At 51.0% G+C, this 17,308-nt stretch carries 14 protein-coding genes; 6 read left to right on the top strand and 8 right to left on the bottom strand.

Going from position 1 to position 17,308, the window contains the following annotated elements; all coding sequences use genetic code 11:
• Positions 1–265 precede the first annotated feature (265 nt).
• From IO95_RS17485 to treR, 4 genes are all read right to left on the bottom strand, one after another.
• Positions 266–799, bottom strand: coding sequence for a hypothetical protein (locus IO95_RS17485; protein WP_037386365.1), 534 nt, complete (start codon positions 797–799; stop codon positions 266–268).
• Positions 800–1,165: 366 nt separating this feature from the next.
• Positions 1,166–2,827, bottom strand: coding sequence for an alpha,alpha-phosphotrehalase (gene treC, locus IO95_RS17490; RefSeq protein WP_023489582.1), 1,662 nt, complete (start codon positions 2,825–2,827; stop codon positions 1,166–1,168).
• Positions 2,828–2,909: 82 nt separating this feature from the next.
• Positions 2,910–4,325 (bottom strand): PTS trehalose transporter subunit IIBC, encoded by a 1,416-nt coding sequence (gene treB, locus IO95_RS17495; RefSeq protein ID WP_023489583.1) that lies wholly within the window; start codon positions 4,323–4,325, stop codon positions 2,910–2,912.
• 299 nt (positions 4,326–4,624) lie between these two features.
• The gene (gene treR, locus IO95_RS17500; protein WP_023489584.1) at positions 4,625–5,572 is read right to left on the bottom strand and encodes a trehalose operon repressor TreR; all 948 of its coding nucleotides are present in this window, start codon (positions 5,570–5,572) and stop codon (positions 4,625–4,627) included.
• A gap of 236 nt (positions 5,573–5,808) precedes the next feature.
• Here treR and IO95_RS17505 point away from each other — a divergent pair, with 236 nt between their 5' ends.
• Positions 5,809–6,579, top strand: coding sequence for a DeoR/GlpR family DNA-binding transcription regulator (locus IO95_RS17505; RefSeq protein WP_023489585.1), 771 nt, complete (start codon positions 5,809–5,811; stop codon positions 6,577–6,579).
• A 91-nt stretch (positions 6,580–6,670) separates the two neighbouring features.
• Here the strand turns inward: IO95_RS17505 and lptG are convergent, their stop codons facing one another.
• Both lptG and lptF read right to left on the bottom strand, forming a co-directional pair.
• Complete coding sequence (lptG, locus tag IO95_RS17510) at positions 6,671–7,741, bottom strand: LPS export ABC transporter permease LptG (RefSeq protein WP_023489586.1); 1,071 nt, start codon at positions 7,739–7,741, stop codon at positions 6,671–6,673.
• Entirely contained in the window at positions 7,741–8,835 is a 1,095-nt protein-coding gene (gene lptF, locus IO95_RS17515; protein ID WP_023489587.1) for an LPS export ABC transporter permease LptF, read from the bottom strand. The genes lptG and lptF overlap by 1 nt, the downstream gene beginning before the upstream one ends.
• 340 nt (positions 8,836–9,175) lie before the next feature.
• Here lptF and pepA point away from each other — a divergent pair, with 340 nt between their 5' ends.
• The 4 genes from pepA to IO95_RS17535 all read left to right on the top strand — a co-directional run bounded on the left by pepA (position 9,176) and on the right by IO95_RS17535 (position 14,785).
• Positions 9,176–10,687 carry a leucyl aminopeptidase gene (pepA, locus tag IO95_RS17520; RefSeq protein ID WP_023489588.1) on the top strand — a complete coding sequence of 504 codons (1,512 nt, stop codon included), beginning with the start codon at positions 9,176–9,178 and terminating at the stop codon, positions 10,685–10,687.
• 139 nt (positions 10,688–10,826) lie between these two features.
• Positions 10,827–11,276 (top strand): DNA polymerase III subunit chi, encoded by a 450-nt coding sequence (locus tag IO95_RS17525; protein WP_037386431.1) that lies wholly within the window; start codon positions 10,827–10,829, stop codon positions 11,274–11,276.
• A gap of 13 nt (positions 11,277–11,289) precedes the next feature.
• Positions 11,290–14,166, top strand: a complete 2,877-nt coding sequence (locus IO95_RS17530) for a valine--tRNA ligase (RefSeq protein ID WP_023489590.1) — start codon at positions 11,290–11,292, stop codon at positions 14,164–14,166.
• 145 nt (positions 14,167–14,311) lie between these two features.
• Positions 14,312–14,785, top strand: coding sequence for a GNAT family N-acetyltransferase (locus IO95_RS17535; protein ID WP_200874184.1), 474 nt, complete (start codon positions 14,312–14,314; stop codon positions 14,783–14,785).
• Positions 14,786–14,835: 50 nt separating this feature from the next.
• On the opposite strand, the gene IO95_RS17540 is transcribed toward IO95_RS17535, so the two are convergent.
• Both IO95_RS17540 and rraB read right to left on the bottom strand, forming a co-directional pair.
• A complete protein-coding gene (locus tag IO95_RS17540; RefSeq protein ID WP_023489592.1) occupies positions 14,836–15,597 on the bottom strand; it encodes a tRNA-(ms[2]io[6]A)-hydroxylase in 762 nt (253 codons plus the stop codon).
• Positions 15,598–15,656: 59 nt separating this feature from the next.
• Complete coding sequence (gene rraB, locus IO95_RS17545) at positions 15,657–16,079, bottom strand: ribonuclease E inhibitor RraB (protein WP_037386370.1); 423 nt, start codon at positions 16,077–16,079, stop codon at positions 15,657–15,659.
• A gap of 159 nt (positions 16,080–16,238) precedes the next feature.
• On the opposite strand from rraB, the gene argF reads away from it, so the two are divergent.
• Positions 16,239–17,261 carry an ornithine carbamoyltransferase gene (gene argF / locus IO95_RS17550; protein ID WP_023489641.1) on the top strand — a complete coding sequence of 341 codons (1,023 nt, stop codon included), beginning with the start codon at positions 16,239–16,241 and terminating at the stop codon, positions 17,259–17,261.
• Positions 17,262–17,308: the final 47 nt, after the last annotated feature.

Here is a 17,308-nt window from a genome sequence, read left to right on the forward strand (position 1 = left end):
GACTAAACAATCACTAAAGCTGATGAACTGGAAAGAGAGGGGTTCTATATATCAGGAAATCCCATATCACCAAATTAAATCAAGGTGTTAGATTGCGGTACGACTAGCGCGCTAAATTTAATACTGCCTCTCTTTCACTTGCCGTACTGCAACGCACATCTATTTTGTGAGTTAGTTATCTCCAGAGCTTTACCCTGCGGAGCAGGGTAAAGGCTGTTCAAAATGCACCGAATTTTTTCAGGTAATAGAATTGGTTAGAGCAGTATCACTTATTATGCTCTGCATTTAACTTATCAAGTTTCTGCCCATAATCTGCCTGCATGGCAACAGATTGTTTTTGCAGCAACATCATTTGTTTTTTATCGTCTTCGGAAAGGTCGGGGCCTTTCTTGGCCAGCTCAATAAGGTCAGCCGCTATTTTATTACCGGCATAGATTTTTACTCTGATGTCTTGTACTTCTTTACTTTTTACCGTTAAAGCGAGCAGCTGTTCATTGGTTTTTTCAATATGAGATTTGCCAGTTTCATACGCTTTCTTAAGTGCATCAAGATCTTGATTTTTCGCAGCATTGACAAGATCTTCCCGTAATTTATCTGCGGCGCTGTTGGATTCATTCATAATGCTATTTAGAGCATCTAAATCTGACTTAATGTCCGCTTTGTTATCTGATGATAGGGTTTCTGGCTTGGCGGCAATATTACCACCTGAACTGCTTGCTGAGCTTGCCGCGTTTTTATCATCACAACCCACTAATGCCAGAAGTACTGTAGCAAAAATAATTCCTGTTACCTTTTTCATCTATTATCCCTTAAAAATAAGTCATATAACGTAAAATTTTACCCTACAAGCCAAAAACTGAGGCAGTTGAGAATTATAACGCTATATTTAGGAAAGTTCTAATTTCATTGATCTGAAAGAGGGGGGATGAAATCAAGGTGATGGGTCTTGGTAGTTACAAGTTTATCTGTTTTTATTCATAATTACAGGATATAAGCGCGGTTGAAATCGGTTTCTTGCATTTTTCGACCGAATTAATAAATCACGTGGCAAGTTCTGATATTCCCTGGCGTGGAGTTTGAACGCGACTATAATCGTGACTTGCCTCAGGTAAGAGGCGAGTCACGACACAAATGATTCCTGCGGTAATATATTGAATTAAAAGCCTTACTCCAGTAACCACCAGATGGCTTCGAATGGCCGCAATAGGCTGCTTTGCGGCTGTTCGATGCAATCGTCATAGTTACTGATTAATGGCCGCCACAGTTGAGCCAGTTCAACACCTGCGGCATCCCAAGGTAAAGGTTCTCTACTCAAGTTAGCGACCACCAATAACCGTTGCCCATTCCAACTGCGTTGATAACACCACAAAGCGGGATGAGTGGGCGCCAGGTCCTGATAGTCACCATAAGTTAACAGCGGGTACTGTTTACGCAGGGCAATCAGGTGGCGATAGGCGTAAAACACCGAGTTCGGGTCAGCCAATGCCGCTTGGGCGTTAATTTGCTGGTAATTATCGGCACAACTGATCCAGGGCGTTCCACGGGTAAAGCCAGCGTTGGCGGTATCGTCCCACTGCATTGGGGTGCGGCTATTATCACGAGATTTACTGGCCAGGATTGCCAACAGTTCTTCATCACTCTTGCCTTGAGCATGCAGTTCGGCATACATATTCAGGCTTTCCACATCGCGATACTGTTCGATATGGCTAAAACCGGGGTTAATCATACCGAGCTCTTCCCCCTGATAAATATAGGGGGTGCCTTGCATACCGTGTAGCACCATCGCCAGCATTTTGCCGGCGGTGACCCGCAGTGCGCCTTGGTCACCAAAGCGTGAAACGATACGCGGTTGGTCATGATTACACCAGAACAGCGCATTCCAGGCGTGGTTATGCATGCCTTGCTGCCAGTGATTGAAGATCCGCTTGAGCTCAACATAATCGGGGGCGGCTAATGTCCACTTTTGTCCATCGGCATAGTCCACTTTCAAGTGGTGAAAGTTGAAGGTCATCGACAGTTCTTTACCACTTTGCGCGGCATATTGCTGGCAGTGCGCCAATGAGGTGGATGACATTTCACCCACGGTCATCAAGCCGCGTGGCTGAAACACATCCCGGCTCATTTCCTGCAAAAATTCGTGGATTCGTGGCCCATCGGTATAGAAACGGCGGCCATCGCCCTGATTGTCATTAGGGAAATCTTGCTGCTTGGAAACCAGATTGATCACATCAAGGCGTAAGCCATCAACCCCTTTATCCGCCCAGAACTGACAAACCTTTTTCAGTTCTTCGCGCACCGGGGGGTGTTCCCAGTTCAAATCCGCCTGTTCGGTGGCAAACAGATGCAGATAGTATTGGCCGCTTGGTGCATGCCATTGCCAGGCGTTCCCGCCAAACTTGGAACGCCAGTTATTGGGGGGCGCGTTGTCGGTACCATCGCGCCAGATATAGAACTGGCGCAGTGGGCTGTGGTGGTCCTGCGCCGCTTTAAACCAGGGGTGCTCGGTAGAGGTATGGTTAAATACCATATCCATCACAATACGGATGCCGCGCTGGTGGGCTTGCGCGACCAGATGTTCAAAGTCGGCCAGAGTGCCGTAGGCGGGATCGATGGCGCAGTAGTCCGCCACATCGTAGCCATTATCCACTTGTGGAGAGACATAGACGGGGGTTAACCAGATAGCATCAACGCCCAATTCTTGTAGGTAGTCCAGCCGCCGGGTGACCCCAGCCAGATCACCAAAGCCATTACCGGTGCTGTCCTGAAAACTTTTGGGGTAGATTTGATAGATGACGCCATTCTGCCACCAAGGGATTGGATTGCTCATAGTCATACCTTTAGGTTGTAACCTGTTTCCCGCACCAAGCGACAGCACGGTTAGCTGTCGCTTGAGTGACGTCTGGGGGCGTTTATTGTGGTAAATCGCCACGTTTGGCTTTGTGTTTGTAAACCATCATCGTCAGTAGCAGCGGGATCACCACCGCAATCAGGATAGCCAGGGAATAGATCAACCAGAATTGGGGTTGAATCGACAGAATACCGGGCAAACCACCCACACCGATGCCATTGGCCAGCACCCCCGTCAGGCCGCAGATCAGGCCAGCAATGGCAGAACCGATCATCGCGCACAACATGGGGAAGCGGTATTTGAGGTTGATACCATACATGGCCGGTTCGGTAACGCCGAGGTAGGCGGAAATGGCCGCCGGTACCGAAATTTCGCGTTCATTCACTTTGCGGCTGACAATAATGATACCGACCACCGCCGAAGCCTGAGCAATGTTGGACAGGGCTATCAGTGGCCAGACCGGGGTTCCCCCCATGCTTTGCACCATCTGCATATCAATCGCCAGCGTGGTTTGATGTACACCAGTGATCACCAGCGGGGCATACAGGAAACCAAACAACGCAGCGCCGATCGGGGCAAAGCTGCCGGTCATCACCCATTTCACTACCCAGGCGACACCATCGCCAACCATTCGGCCAAATGGCCCGATCAAGGTATGCGCCAGGAACACCGCCAACAATAAGGACACTACTGGCACGATAACCAGATACAGATAGTCGGGCACGATCTTTTTCAAGCGGGTTTCGATCCAGCCTAAGGTGATCCCCGCGAGGATCGACGGGATCACTTGTGCCTGATAACCCACTTTCTCAATGGTGAACCAGCCAAAGTTCCACACGTCGGGTATTTGCTGGCCGAGTAGGAAGGAGTTCATCAGTTGTGGTGATACCAGGGTAACCCCCATAACGATACCCAGCACCGGGGTTCCCCCCATTTTTTTCACCGTAGACCAGCAGATGGCAACGGGCAGGAACATAAAGATGGCTTCACCCAGTAACCATAGGAAGTCGTAAATTGTTTTCCAGGCGGGGTACATCTGGGCCAGCGTTTTGCCATCGGACATCGGGATATCGCCGATCACATTGCGGAAACCGAGGATCAAACCACCGCTGATCAGTGCCGGTAACAACGGGAAGAAGATCTCGGCAAAATGGGAAATGCCGCGCTCAAACCAGGTCATATTCTGGCGAGCTGCCAGCTTGGCCTGCTCTTTATCCGCTTCCTTAAGGTCGAGGGTGGTGATTAACGCCTGATAGTAATCCCCCACTTCAGGGCCGATCACCACCTGAAATTGCCCCGCGTTGGTAAAACAACCTTTGACCATACGTAGTTCTTCGATCGCTTTCGGGTTGGCTTTGCTGGGATCGTTAAGCACAAAACGCAGGCGGGTAATACAGTGGCTGACGGTGGCGACATTTTCACGGCCACCCACCAGCACTATCAAGCGATTAATGTCCTGCTGCTGAACTTTACTCATTATGTGACCCTTCGTAATTAGTGAGACGCAGAGGTGTGATGGCTATACACTTTATTCTTCAAGCTGCTTGGGTGTTGGCTACAGTTACTCGTCTTGTCCATGAGCCTCACCCTAAAGGGCCAGCGCAAGCGCTGTTCAAAACGCCTAGCGTTTTATCAAGCAACTCGAATTATTTTAAGTATAAGAGCTTATCCATTTATTGTTTTTTATAAAATGGGAACGTTCCCATTCCGGGTGGATGATCACAAAATAAGTGCAGCGGGAAGGGCTAGGTAGTGTGTCTACTCAGACCTTTGCGGTTAGGCCAGTTGACTGGGGATAACGATTTGGCGAATACCCTGGCTGCCACTCAATTGAGCAAGTAACAGTTGTGCCGCTTGTTGTCCGGCAGTGCCATAACCCAGATCGACAGAAACTGTTTCAGGGAACAGGAAGTTGAGCATTGGCGTATTGCCAATGGCGCACACTTGCAACGGGGCGATCTGCTGCTGTTGCAGATATTTTATGGCGCCGAGGGCGATGGTATCTGAGGCACACACCAGCGCGGTAGTATCAGGTTTGATCACACTGGTAACCAGTTGAAAACCACTCTGATAGCTCAATTCCCCCAGCGCGACGACGGGGGGGATTTGGTATTGTTGGCAGTGATCCAGGTAGGCCTGATGGCGACGCATCCCGGTGGTCGCATCGGTACTTTGCACGCCAAGGTAGCTAATATGGCGATGGCCCTGTTGGCGCAGACGCTGCATTAATAGTTTTACTGCACCTTCATCGTCATAACAGACCGAAGAGATACCAGCATACTCACGAGCGACCACCACCATTTTATCCTGCCATGCGCTAAACATGTCGGCAGTCAGGCCAGTAAAGCCAAACAGGATCACCCCATCGACATTACGCTGTTGCAGTATTTTAAGGTGCTCCTGCACTAGGCGGCAGTCAAATTGACTTTCCATCACGATAGGGTCAAAACCCTGTAGGTAGAGGAGTGGCAACATGGTGCGCACCGCCTGGTTTTCTGATGGAGAATCAAGACGGGAAACAATAATCGCTACCACTTTGTCACTCTGGCCGCGCATCGCCCGTGCTGATTTTGAGGGGGTAAAGCCATGAGCATGGATCACCGCTTCCACCCGTTCACGGGTCTGTGGGCTTACACTGCCTTCATGATTGATGACACGTGATACGGTGGATTTACCTACGCCACTCAGACGGGCGATATCTTTGATTGTCAGCCGATTTTGCATGGTTTACTTACTGTTGAGGTTAATAGGTTCTTGTTACGTCAAAAATATACCTATTACAATAGCGCATATTAGCCGGTAGATCTTTGTGCTAAATAGGTATCATGAGGCATATCGGGTAGGTGAACGGTGGGTTGGTATGCCGTATGGCTGGCGCTAATCGCGCGATGCTCCCTTTTGCCAGCCTTCTCTGCGCGGGGTATATTACCCGCACATCGTTTTGTCCGCTGGGAGTATCTATGTACGCAGAGGAGCGCCAAGAAAGACTGCTCATTATTCTGAAAGAGAAGCGCAAGTTATCCGTTGGGGAGATGAGCGAACATTTCAATGTTTCTGGCGCCACCATCCGTACCGATCTACGCATCCTGGAAGATGCTGGCATGCTGACCCGCACTCACGGTGGGGCCATTCTGCGTACCCGGGCCAGTTTTGAAATCAGTTCTGATCAACGTAACGAAGTGAACCTCGCCGCCAAGCAGCAGATTGGCCAGTTAGCGGCCAGCCTGGTAGAAGATGGCGATATAATCGTGCTGGATACCGGCACCACCACCTTGCAGATTGCCCACCATATTCGCCAACGTCGCAATATCACGGTAATTACCAACGATTTTATGATCGCTAAAAGCCTGGAAGATGTGGAATCTGTCCAGATTGTGCTGTTGGGCGGGGTGGTTAAAAAAGGTTACCACTGTGCGGTGGCGATCAATGGCCGTTCACTGCTGGATACGTTGAATATCGATAAGGCCTTTATGGGGGTGAATGCCCTTTCCCTCAATCAGGGGGCCTGTGTCGCCGACATTATGCTGGCAGAGACCAAACGTAGCATGGTGGAACATGCCAATCAGGTGATTGTGGTGTGTGACCATACCAAGTTGGGCAATACCTCACTGGCGCAATTTGCTACCCCGGCACAAATCGACACTATCGTGCTGGATCGTCTGCCAGAAGATGCGGCAGATTATCAGGAAGCCGGGATTGTATTGTTGAGTGCCCGAGGTCAGGCAGAGTGACAAAATTAGGCATTGATGCCCAAAACCCCATGGGCGTCAATGCATGGAAGCAGGAAGCACCCGGCCATTAGCCGGGTTTGCGGAGAAATGGCTATCTCCTCTTCAGCAACATCTGCAGGCTAATCAGCAAGAACAACAGGCTCGGCAGCACGGCACCGAGGATCGGCGGTATGTGATAGACTTGGCTCAGTTGGCCAAAGACCTGATTCAGCACATAGAAGACAAAGCCAAAGCTGATGCCGAACAATACCCGAACCCCCATCGCTACGCTGCGTAGCGGGCCAAAGATAAATGACAGCGCCATCAGCATCATCACCGCCACGGAGAGCGGGGCGAAGATTTTACTCCACATATCCAACTGATAACGGTCAGACTCTTGCCCTGTTTGCTTCAGATATCTCACATAGCTGTGTAACCCGCGAATAGAGAGCGATTGAGGGTCGAGCACCACCACCCCGAGTTTGTCGGGTGTCAGGTTGGTGTGCCAAACCCCGGTCAAGGTCTGCGTGCCGGTCACTTGTTTAGGATCAGTCAGGTCAGATGTTTCTACCTGGGAAAGTTGCCATTTGCCATCTTCAAAATTGGCGCTGGCAGCAAAACGCACCGTTTGCAAACGGCGTTGATCATTAAAGTGATAGATATTGACGCCGGAAAGCTCCTTTTCTCCAGATACGCGTTCAATAAAGATAAAATCGTTGCCATCCTTTGCCCACAAGCCGCCTTTGGTGGACAGCAGTGAACCGCCATACATCTGCTGTGCACGATAGTTACGTGCCATCTGTTCGCTTTGCGGCACTACCCATTCACCAATCGCCATGGTGAGTAACACCAGTGGAATGGCAGTTTTCATCACCGCCCCGGCGATTTGCAAACGGGTGAATCCCGAAGCCTGCATCACCACCAGTTCGCTGCGGGTAGCCAAAGCACCCAGGCCGAGCAATGATCCCAGCAAAGCAGCAATGGGAAAGAAGATCTGGATATCTTTTGGTGCGCTGAGTAGCGTAAACATGGCGGCACCCAAGGCAGTGTAATCCCCCTTGCCAACGTTACGCAGTTGCTCGACGAACTTGATAATGCCAGAGAGTGATACCAGCATGAACAGGGTCATCATGATGGTGTTCAGAATCGTCTTGCCGATATAACGGTCTAATACGCCAAACATCAGGCGGCTCCTCTCAGGCGCATACGCAGTCTGCGCATTGGTACGGTATCCCACAGGTTAAGTAGTAGCGCGAGTACGAAATACATCAGGTTAACCAGCCACATCCACAGCATCGGGTCCACTTTGCCCTTTCCTGCATTGGAGCGTATTGAGGTTTGCAACAAAAAGAAGATCAGATACAGCAGTATCGCTGGCAGCATACTGACTACCCGGCCTTGGCGTGGGTTGACCACGCTCAGTGGCACCACCAATAACGCCATTAATACCACGGAAATCACCAGCGTCAGGCGCCAATGTAACTCAGCACGAGCATCGGGATCGTCCGATTTCCACAGCGTTCTCATCAACAACTTGTCACTCTGGTTGTTATCCGTCGTCACCGTTTTATGGCCGATAATTGCTTTATAATCGGTGAAATCGGTAACGCGGAAATCACGCAGTAACGCGGTACCCTCAAAACGGGTTCCTTTATCCAGCATCACGGCCTGCGAACCATCAGGATTCTGGGTGATGACCCCGTGTTCAGCCACCACTACCGAAGGACGCTGATTGCCGCTGGGGCGCAGTTGTGCCAGAAACACATCCGTGAAGGTATTATCTTTTATTTTGCTGACAAACAGCACGACATTACCGTCCTGGGAGGATTGAAAACGCCCCTCCGTCAACCCGGCAATACTGGGGTTGGCTTTGGCTTCGGCAATAACGCTATCTTGGTGACCTGCCGCCCAGGGCCCCAGCCAGAAGACGTTCACCGCTGCTACGAGTGAGGTAAACAGTGCTAATACCATCGCGGCGATAATCAGCGTGCGTTTACCGAGCCCACAGGCTTGCATCACGGTGATTTCACTTTCGGTATATAACCGGCCAAGTGTCATCAACAGGGCAAGAAACAGGCTTAATGGCAAGATGAGCTGTGCCATTTTGGGCACACCCAAGGCCAGCAGCGACAAGACTAAATTTGTTGGGATATTGCCGTCTACCGCATCGCCTAACACCCTGACCAGGTTCTGACAAAAAAAGATCAGAAGCAGGATAAACAGAATGGCAATTTGGCTTTTCAGTGTTTCCCGTACTAGATATCTAATAATAATCACGCTTGTTACGCCTGTGAAAACTTGTCTTTTTGCAGGAAAATAGATAGGTTCATCGCGAATCCGCCATTTTTTCTCATCATGTGGCAACCTTCACAGCTAAAATAGCCTTAAAATATCAAGCTGCTTGGCGATACGATAGGAATGAGCCTATCAGTGCCGAAACAGAACAATTTACACCATTCAGGTTAACCTTGTTAGTTACCTCAGTGGCGGAGCTCGTGGGGAGTATATACCCAAGTTCATTCAAGTTGCAGCCTACATTCTGGCAGCACGAATGAAGGTGAGGATAAACCATTTTAGCTGTAGCTTCCGCCGTTGTCTTTAAGATTCAGGAGTGTGCATGGAGTTCAGTGTAAAAAGCGGTAGTCCGGAAAAACAGCGTAGTGCTTGTATTGTCGTCGGGGTATTTGAACCTCGCCGCCTGTCACCTATCGCCGAACAACTCGACAAAATCAGTGAGGGTTATATCAGCGCATTACTGCGCCGGGGTGAATTGGAGGGTAAGGTTGGTCAGACTTTGCTGCTGCACCATGTGCCAAACATTCTCTCTGAACGTATCCTGCTGATTGGCTGTGGCAAAGAGCGCGAGCTTGATGAACGCCAATACAAGCAGGTGATTCAGAAAACCATCAATACCCTTAACGATACCGGCTCCATGGAGGCAGTCTGCTTTCTGACTGAACTGCATGTTAAAGGCCGTAACAACTACTGGAAGGTGCGCCAGGCGGTAGAAACGGCCAAAGAAACGCTTTACACCTTCGATCAACTGAAAAGCAACAAGGTGGAGCCGCGCCGTCCGTTGCGTAAAATGGTCTTCAACGTGCCTACACGCCGTGAACTGACCAGTGGCGAACGCGCCATTCAGCACGGCCTAGCGGTGGCCAGCGGTATTAAAGCGGCGAAAGATCTTGGCAATATGCCGCCGAATATTTGTAATGCCGGTTATCTGGCTTCTCAGGCACGCCAGTTGGCGGATGCCTTCAGTAGCCGTATCACCACGCGAGTGATTGGCGAACAGCAGATGAAAGAGCTGGGCATGAACGCTTATCTGGCGGTAGGGGCCGGTTCGCAAAATGAATCATTGATGTCTGTGATGGAATATAAAGGCGACCCTAATCCGCATGCCAAGCCTATCGTGCTGGTGGGCAAAGGGCTGACTTTCGATTCCGGTGGCATCTCGATCAAACCCGCAGATGGCATGGATGAGATGAAGTATGACATGTGTGGCGCGGCCAGCGTGTACGGCGTGATGCGTGTGGTGGCAGAACTTAATCTGCCACTGAACGTGGTCGGTGTGCTGGCCGGTTGCGAAAACATGCCGGGTGGGCGCGCTTACCGCCCAGGTGATGTACTGACCACCATGTCTGGCCAGACCGTGGAAGTCCTGAACACCGATGCCGAGGGTCGCCTGGTGTTGTGTGATGCTCTGACTTATGTGGAGCGTTTCGAGCCCGAGGTGGTGATTGATATTGCTACCTTGACCGGTGCCTGTGTGATCGCATTAGGCCACCATTTGACTGGCTTGATGTCGAATCACAATTCGCTGGCACATGAACTGGTGGGGGCGGCTGAACAGGCCGGGGATCGCGCTTGGCGTTTGCCGCTGGCAGAAGAGTATTATGAGCAGTTGGATTCCAACTTTGCTGATATGGCGAATATCGGTGGCCGCCCTGGTGGGGCGATTACCGCGGGCTGTTTCCTGGCGCGTTTTACCCGTAAATACGGTTGGGCACACTTGGATATCGCCGGTACTGCTTGGCGTTCAGGCAAAAACAAAGGGGCGACAGGCCGACCGGTGGCGATGCTGGCGCAGTTTCTGCTCAATAGGGCGGGTCTAAACGGCGACGAGTAAATAGCCGTCGCTATGCTGGCGGCAGGGGGCGATGCCATTGCTCCCTGCTGCAACTTGAACGCTATTGTGTATATAATCATGCAAGATGGGCGCACTGGTTGCGCCCCGAATTTTTCTTATCAACGGCAATCAAGTCACCATGAAACAGGCAACGTTTTACCTGCTAGAAAATGACCAGCCCATCGGTATGCTCAGTGCGCACGAGGCGCTGGCCTGTGCGGTTGCTGCACAGCACTGGCGTACCGGCAAACGGGTGTTGATTGCCTGTGAAAGCCAGGAGCAGGCTGAACGGCTGGATGAAGCCCTGTGGCAGCGCGACCCTCACCAATTTGTGCCACATAATCTGGCCGGTGAAGGGCCAAATTTTGGTGCCCCGGTGGAGCTGTGCTGGCCAGGTAAACGCGGCAATGCGCCACGGGAACTGCTGATTGCCCTGTTACCCCAGTTTGTAGACTTTGCTACTGCTTTCCAGGAAGTGGTAGACTTCGTCCCTTACCAAGATACCTTGAAACAGTTGGCGCGCGAACGTTATAAAGCCTATCGCAGCGTCGGCTTCAATTTGACCACGGCTACGCCGCCAACTTACTGAACAACGATATAAAATGGAAAAAACAAACACGCATCTTGATACCGCTTATGACCCAACCCAGATCGAGCAAAAGCTGTATGATCATTGGGAGAGTCAGGGTTACTTTAAGCCAAATGGCGACACCCGCCAGGAAAGTTTCTGCATCATGATCCCGCCGCCGAATGTCACCGGCAGTTTGCATATGGGCCACGCCTTCCAGCAAACCATTATGGATACCATGACGCGCTACCAGCGTATGCAGGGTAAAAATACCCTATGGCAAGCGGGTACTGACCATGCCGGTATCGCTACCCAAATGGTGGTGGAGCGTAAGATCGCCGCTGAAGAGGGGAAAACCCGCCATGACTACGGCCGTGATGCGTTTATCGAAAAAATCTGGCAATGGAAGGCAGAATCCGGTGGCACCATTACCCGTCAGATGCGTCGCCTGGGTAACTCGGTGGATTGGGAGCGTGAACGCTTCACCATGGATGACGGCTTGTCCAATGCGGTAAAAGAAGTGTTTGTTCGCCTCTATCAGGAAGACTTGATCTACCGTGGTAAACGTTTGGTGAACTGGGATCCGAAACTGCGCACCGCCATTTCTGATCTGGAAGTGGAAAACCGTGAATCCAAAGGGTCGATGTGGCATCTGCGTTATCCACTGGCCGATGGCGCTACCACGGCGGAAGGCAAAGATTATCTGGTGGTTGCCACCACCCGGCCGGAAACCATGCTGGGGGATACCGGTGTTGCCGTTAACCCGCAGGATCCGCGTTACAAAGATCTGATCGGTAAAGAGATCATTTTGCCACTGGTTGGCCGCCGCATCCCTATCCTCGGTGACGAACATGCCGATATGGAAAAGGGCACTGGTTGTGTGAAGATCACCCCGGCGCACGATTTTAACGACTATGAAGTGGGTAAGCGTCACCAATTGCCGATGATCAACATCCTGACTTTTGACGGTGATATCCGCGAAGAAGCCGAGGTGTTTGATACCCAGGGTGAAGCAAGCACTGCATACAGCGGTGAGCTCCCAGCTCAGTTCCGTGGCCTGGAACGTTTTGCCGCCCGTAAAGCGGTGGTTGCTGCCTTTGAGCAACTTGGCCTGCTTGATGAGATCAAACCCCATGACTTGACGGTGCCTTATGGTGACCGTGGTGGTGTGGTGATTGAACCGATGCTGACCGACCAATGGTATGTGCGTACTGCGCCGCTGGCGAAAGTAGCAGTAGAAGCGGTTGAGCAAGGTGACATTCAGTTCGTACCCAAGCAGTACGAAAACATGTATTTCAGTTGGATGCGCGATATTCAGGATTGGTGTATCTCTCGCCAGCTATGGTGGGGCCACCGCATTCCCGCTTGGTATGACGCGGATGGCAAGGTATATGTTGGTCGTAATGAAGAAGAAGTGCGCCAGAAGCATAACCTGGGGGCAGATGTGGTGCTCAACCAGGATGAGGATGTGCTGGATACTTGGTTCTCTTCTGGCTTGTGGACTTTCTCCACGCTGGGGTGGCCTGAGCCGACTGAAGCGCTGAAAACCTTCCACCCGACCAGTGTGTTGGTGAGTGGTTTTGACATTATCTTCTTCTGGATTGCCCGCATGATCATGCTGACCATGCATTTCATCAAAGATGAAAATGGCAAACCGCAAGTGCCTTTCAAAACGGTCTATATGACTGGCCTGATCCGTGACGATGAAGGGCAGAAGATGTCCAAGTCGAAAGGCAACGTCATCGACCCGCTGGATATGGTGGACGGGATATCACTGGAAGAATTGCTGGAAAAACGTACCGGCAATATGATGCAGCCGCAATTGGCAGAGAAGATCCGCAAGCGCACTGAGAAGCAGTTCCCCAACGGCATTGAGCCGCACGGTACTGATGCGCTGCGCTTTACTCTGGCGGCACTGGCGTCTACCGGGCGTGATATCAACTGGGATATGAAGCGCCTGGAGGGGTACCGTAACTTCTGTAACAAACTGTGGAATGCCAGCCGTTTTGTGCTGATGAATACGGAAGAGCATGACTGCGGTTTTAACGGTGGTGAAATGCAGCTTTCGCTGGCTGACCGCTGGATCCTGGCTGAATTCAACCGCACGGTGAAAGCCTACCGTGAAGCCTTGGATAACTACCGCTTTGATATTGCAGCAAGCATTCTGTATGAATTCACCTGGAACCAGTTCTGTGACTGGTACTTGGAACTGACCAAGCCGATTATTGGTAACGGCAGCGAAGCGGAACAGCGTGGGACGCGTAACACGTTAATTACTGTGCTGGAAGCCTTGTTGCGCTTGGCGCATCCGATCATTCCATTTATCACCGAAACCATCTGGCAGCGTGTGAAGCAGATTAAAGGCATCACCGCCGATACCATTATGCTGCAGCCTTTCCCGGCGTTTGATAGCGCACTGGAAGATCAGCAGGCATTGGATGATCTGGAGTGGATCAAGCAGGCCATCACTGCAGTGCGTAATATCCGTGCTGAAATGAATATCGCGCCAAGTAAACCGCTGGAAGTGCTGCTGCGCAATGCCAATGGTGATGCCCAGCGTCGCGTGTTGGAAAACCAGAGTTTTATTGAAAAACTGGCACGCTTGAGTGCGCTTACGCTGTTACCTGTGGGTGAAAAAGGCCCGGTCTCGGTGACTAAATTGGTGGAAGGTGCTGAGCTGTTGATCCCCATGGCGGGCTTTATCGATAAGGATGCAGAAATTGCGCGCCTGACGAAAGAGATGGCTAAACTGGATGCGGAAATTACCTCGATTGAAGGCAAACTGTCTAATGAGGGCTTTGTTGCTCGTGCGCCAGAAGCGGTGGTCGCCAAGGAACGTGAGCGTCTGGCCGCTTGTCAGCAAGGTAAGGTGAAGCTGCAGGAGCAGCAAGCGACGATTGCCGCTCTGTAATTAGCGCGGGTAAGTTGCACCAAAGCTAGTCGATATCAAAAACAGGCGATATCAAAAACAGGTAACACAAAAACAGCGGCAAACTACCGCTGTTTTTGCTTTCCGGTTGCCGCTTGATTGAGGGAGGGAGTCTATGACAGCATTGATACGCATGATCACGGTTGAAGATAACGCCGCGATTGCTGATGTTATTCGTACCGTTTCAGCCGAACATGGCCTGACGGCAGATAAAGGCTATGCCGTTGCCGATCCGATTCTGGATACACTATTTCAGTTCTATAGCCAGCCACGCAGCGCCTATTGGGTGGTGGAGCTGGAGGGCCAAGTGGTGGGGGGCGGTGGAGTCGCGCCATTACAAGGGGGCGATCCGGCTATCTGTGAATTACAGAAGATGTATTTCCTGCCGATAGTCCGTGGCAAAGGCTTGGCGAAACGCTTAGCCCTTCAGGCGTTGGATTTTGCCCGCCAACAAGGGTTCCAGCGTTGTTATTTAGAGACCACCGCGACCCTACAGAGTGCGATAGACCTGTATCAGCATCTTGGTTTTGAGCTTCTCGAGTGCGCTATGGGCGATACTGGCCACGGTGATTGCGAAGTAGCGATGCTAAAAACACTGTGAACCTGGCAAGACCCGAGTAACTTGCAGTATGACGGGTATTGCCAGGATAATCAGCAGGTTGGCACCCCGCTGTGGAAACGGAACTCCGTATCTGGTGACTGGATTAACTGAGCTTCAATACGGCCAAAATAATCCACCCGTTCGCTAATATCACCACCCGCCACCTGCTGCGCCAGCGTCAGGTAATCTTGATAATGGCGCGCCTCAGAGCGTAGTAGCGAAACATAGAACCGGTTCAATTCATCATCCAGAAACGGCGCCAGTTTGGCAAAACGCTCACAGGATCGCGCTTCGATATAAGCCCCGCAGATCAGTTTATCGATCAAGGTGGCCGGGTCATGGGTACGTACCTCGCGGATCATCCCTTTGGCATAGCGGCTGGCGGTGATCTTTTTATACGGGATCTGCCGTATCCGCATGATTTCCAACACTTGCGAGAAATGATGAAGTTCTTCTTTAATCAGTAAGACCATCTTTTCCAGCAAATCAGCGCCATAGGCGGTGTCGTTTTTCGGCAAGATCTTTTTGGTGAGCGTACTTTGCTGGAACAGGACTTCCGGCACCTGTTGCTCTTCATGTACAAACGCCTCATAGGGCTTAAGCAGAGCCAGCAAAGCCTCACCACTCTGTTTATCGGCTACATAGCGGCGGATCAGCCACATACCGGTTTGCGCGGCTTTTAGCTCACAAACCAGGTGGTCGGTCAGTAGCAGTGGCAAGTTTTCAGAGCGGCGTGCAATCGCTATCCAGCTATCTGGTGTTTCACAGTGCAGGAAGTTGAGAATAGGGGATAAGAGTGATGCGGTGTTCATGGTATCCAGTGGTAACCGGGCCGGTAGCTATCTAACGGCCCGTCATATTTAATTATTAATTAATGGCGTTTGCCGTCGTCGTCTTCGTCAATAAAGTCGCCGTCTTCGTCATCACCCTCTTCACCATTAGGGTCTTCATAATAGGTGCCCCAACCGTCGTAGTGGACACCATGTTTTTCTGCCAGGGTGATCAATTGTTCTACCTGACTGTCGATCAATTCGGCATTCAGGGCAACTTCACTGATCACATCACAGCACATAACCAGGTTGCCATCTTCCACTTCCAGCTCTTCAGCGTCGGTCACTTCGTAACCCAGTTTAAAAGCTTCAACGGCCGCTTGTTCCAAAACTTCAAACTTTTCAGCAGAGAAATGGTGCTCAATGGTGTAGAGCGCATCCGGATCACTGCCGTCTTCCAGCAGTTCTTCGATGATCAGGCGGGTTTCTTCGCGTTGTTCTTCCAGCAGTTCACGGTTTGCCATGTCTCTATCCTCAATAAAATGGCTTTATCTCTTCTATTTTCACATACCGTTGCCACTGCTGCCATGGTAAAGATAAAAGATTTCTTTATCAGGGTTGAATTTGAATATTCATTCATATATCGTGAATTTTAATTCAAACAAAAATAAGGATAGATGGAGATGAGCCAAATGAACCCGTTCTATAATCGGCACTTTTTGAGGTTAATGGATTTTACCCCCAGTGAGATCCAGTCCCTGCTGCAACTGGCGGCTAACTTGAAGCAGGCCAAGAAGCAAGGCCAGGAAACGCAACATCTTCAGGGTAAAAACATTGCGCTCATCTTCGAAAAAGACTCAACCCGTACCCGATGCTCTTTCGAAGTTGCCGCATTCGACCAAGGGGCTCAGGTCACCTATCTTGGCCCAAGCGGTAGTCAAATCGGCCATAAAGAATCAATGAAAGACACGGCGCGTGTCCTTGGCCGCCTGTACGACGGTATTCAATATCGTGGTTTTGGTCAGCATCTGGTGGACACACTGGCAGAATATGCCGGGGTACCGGTATGGAATGGCCTGACTAACGAGTTCCACCCGACCCAGTTACTGGCGGATTTACTGACCATGATTGAGCATCTGCCGGGTAAGAACTTGAGTGAAATGAAACTGGCCTATATGGGGGATGCCCATAACAATATGGGTAATACGCTGCTGGAAGCAGCGGCACTGGTGGGGTTGGATCTGCGTTTGGTGGCACCGAAGGCCTGCTGGCCACAGGCGCAACTGGTGGCTGAATGTCAGGCGCTGGCGCAGCAGACCGGCGGGAAAATTACCCTGACAGAGGATGTTGCCGAAGGGGTACAAGGTGCCGACTTCCTCTATACCGACGTTTGGGTTTCTATGGGTGAGCCCAAAGAGGTCTGGCAGGAACGAATTGCCCAGTTGCTGCCTTATCAGGTGAATATGGCGATGGTTAAACTGACCGGTAACCCACAGGTGAAATTTCTCCATTGCCTACCATCCTTTCACGATGACCAAACCACCTTGGGTAAACAGATGGCGCAACAGTATGGCTTGTCTGGGGGCATGGAAGTGACTAACGAGGTGTTCGAGTCCCCGCATAGTGTGGTATTTGATCAGGCAGAAAATCGCCTGCATACCATCAAGGCGGTGATGGTCGCGACATTAAGTAGCAACGCGCTGTAAAATAAGTGGTATAGGGGCGAAACCTGCCCCTATAGGCTAGCCCTTCC

The organism is Serratia sp. DD3 (assembly GCF_000496755.2).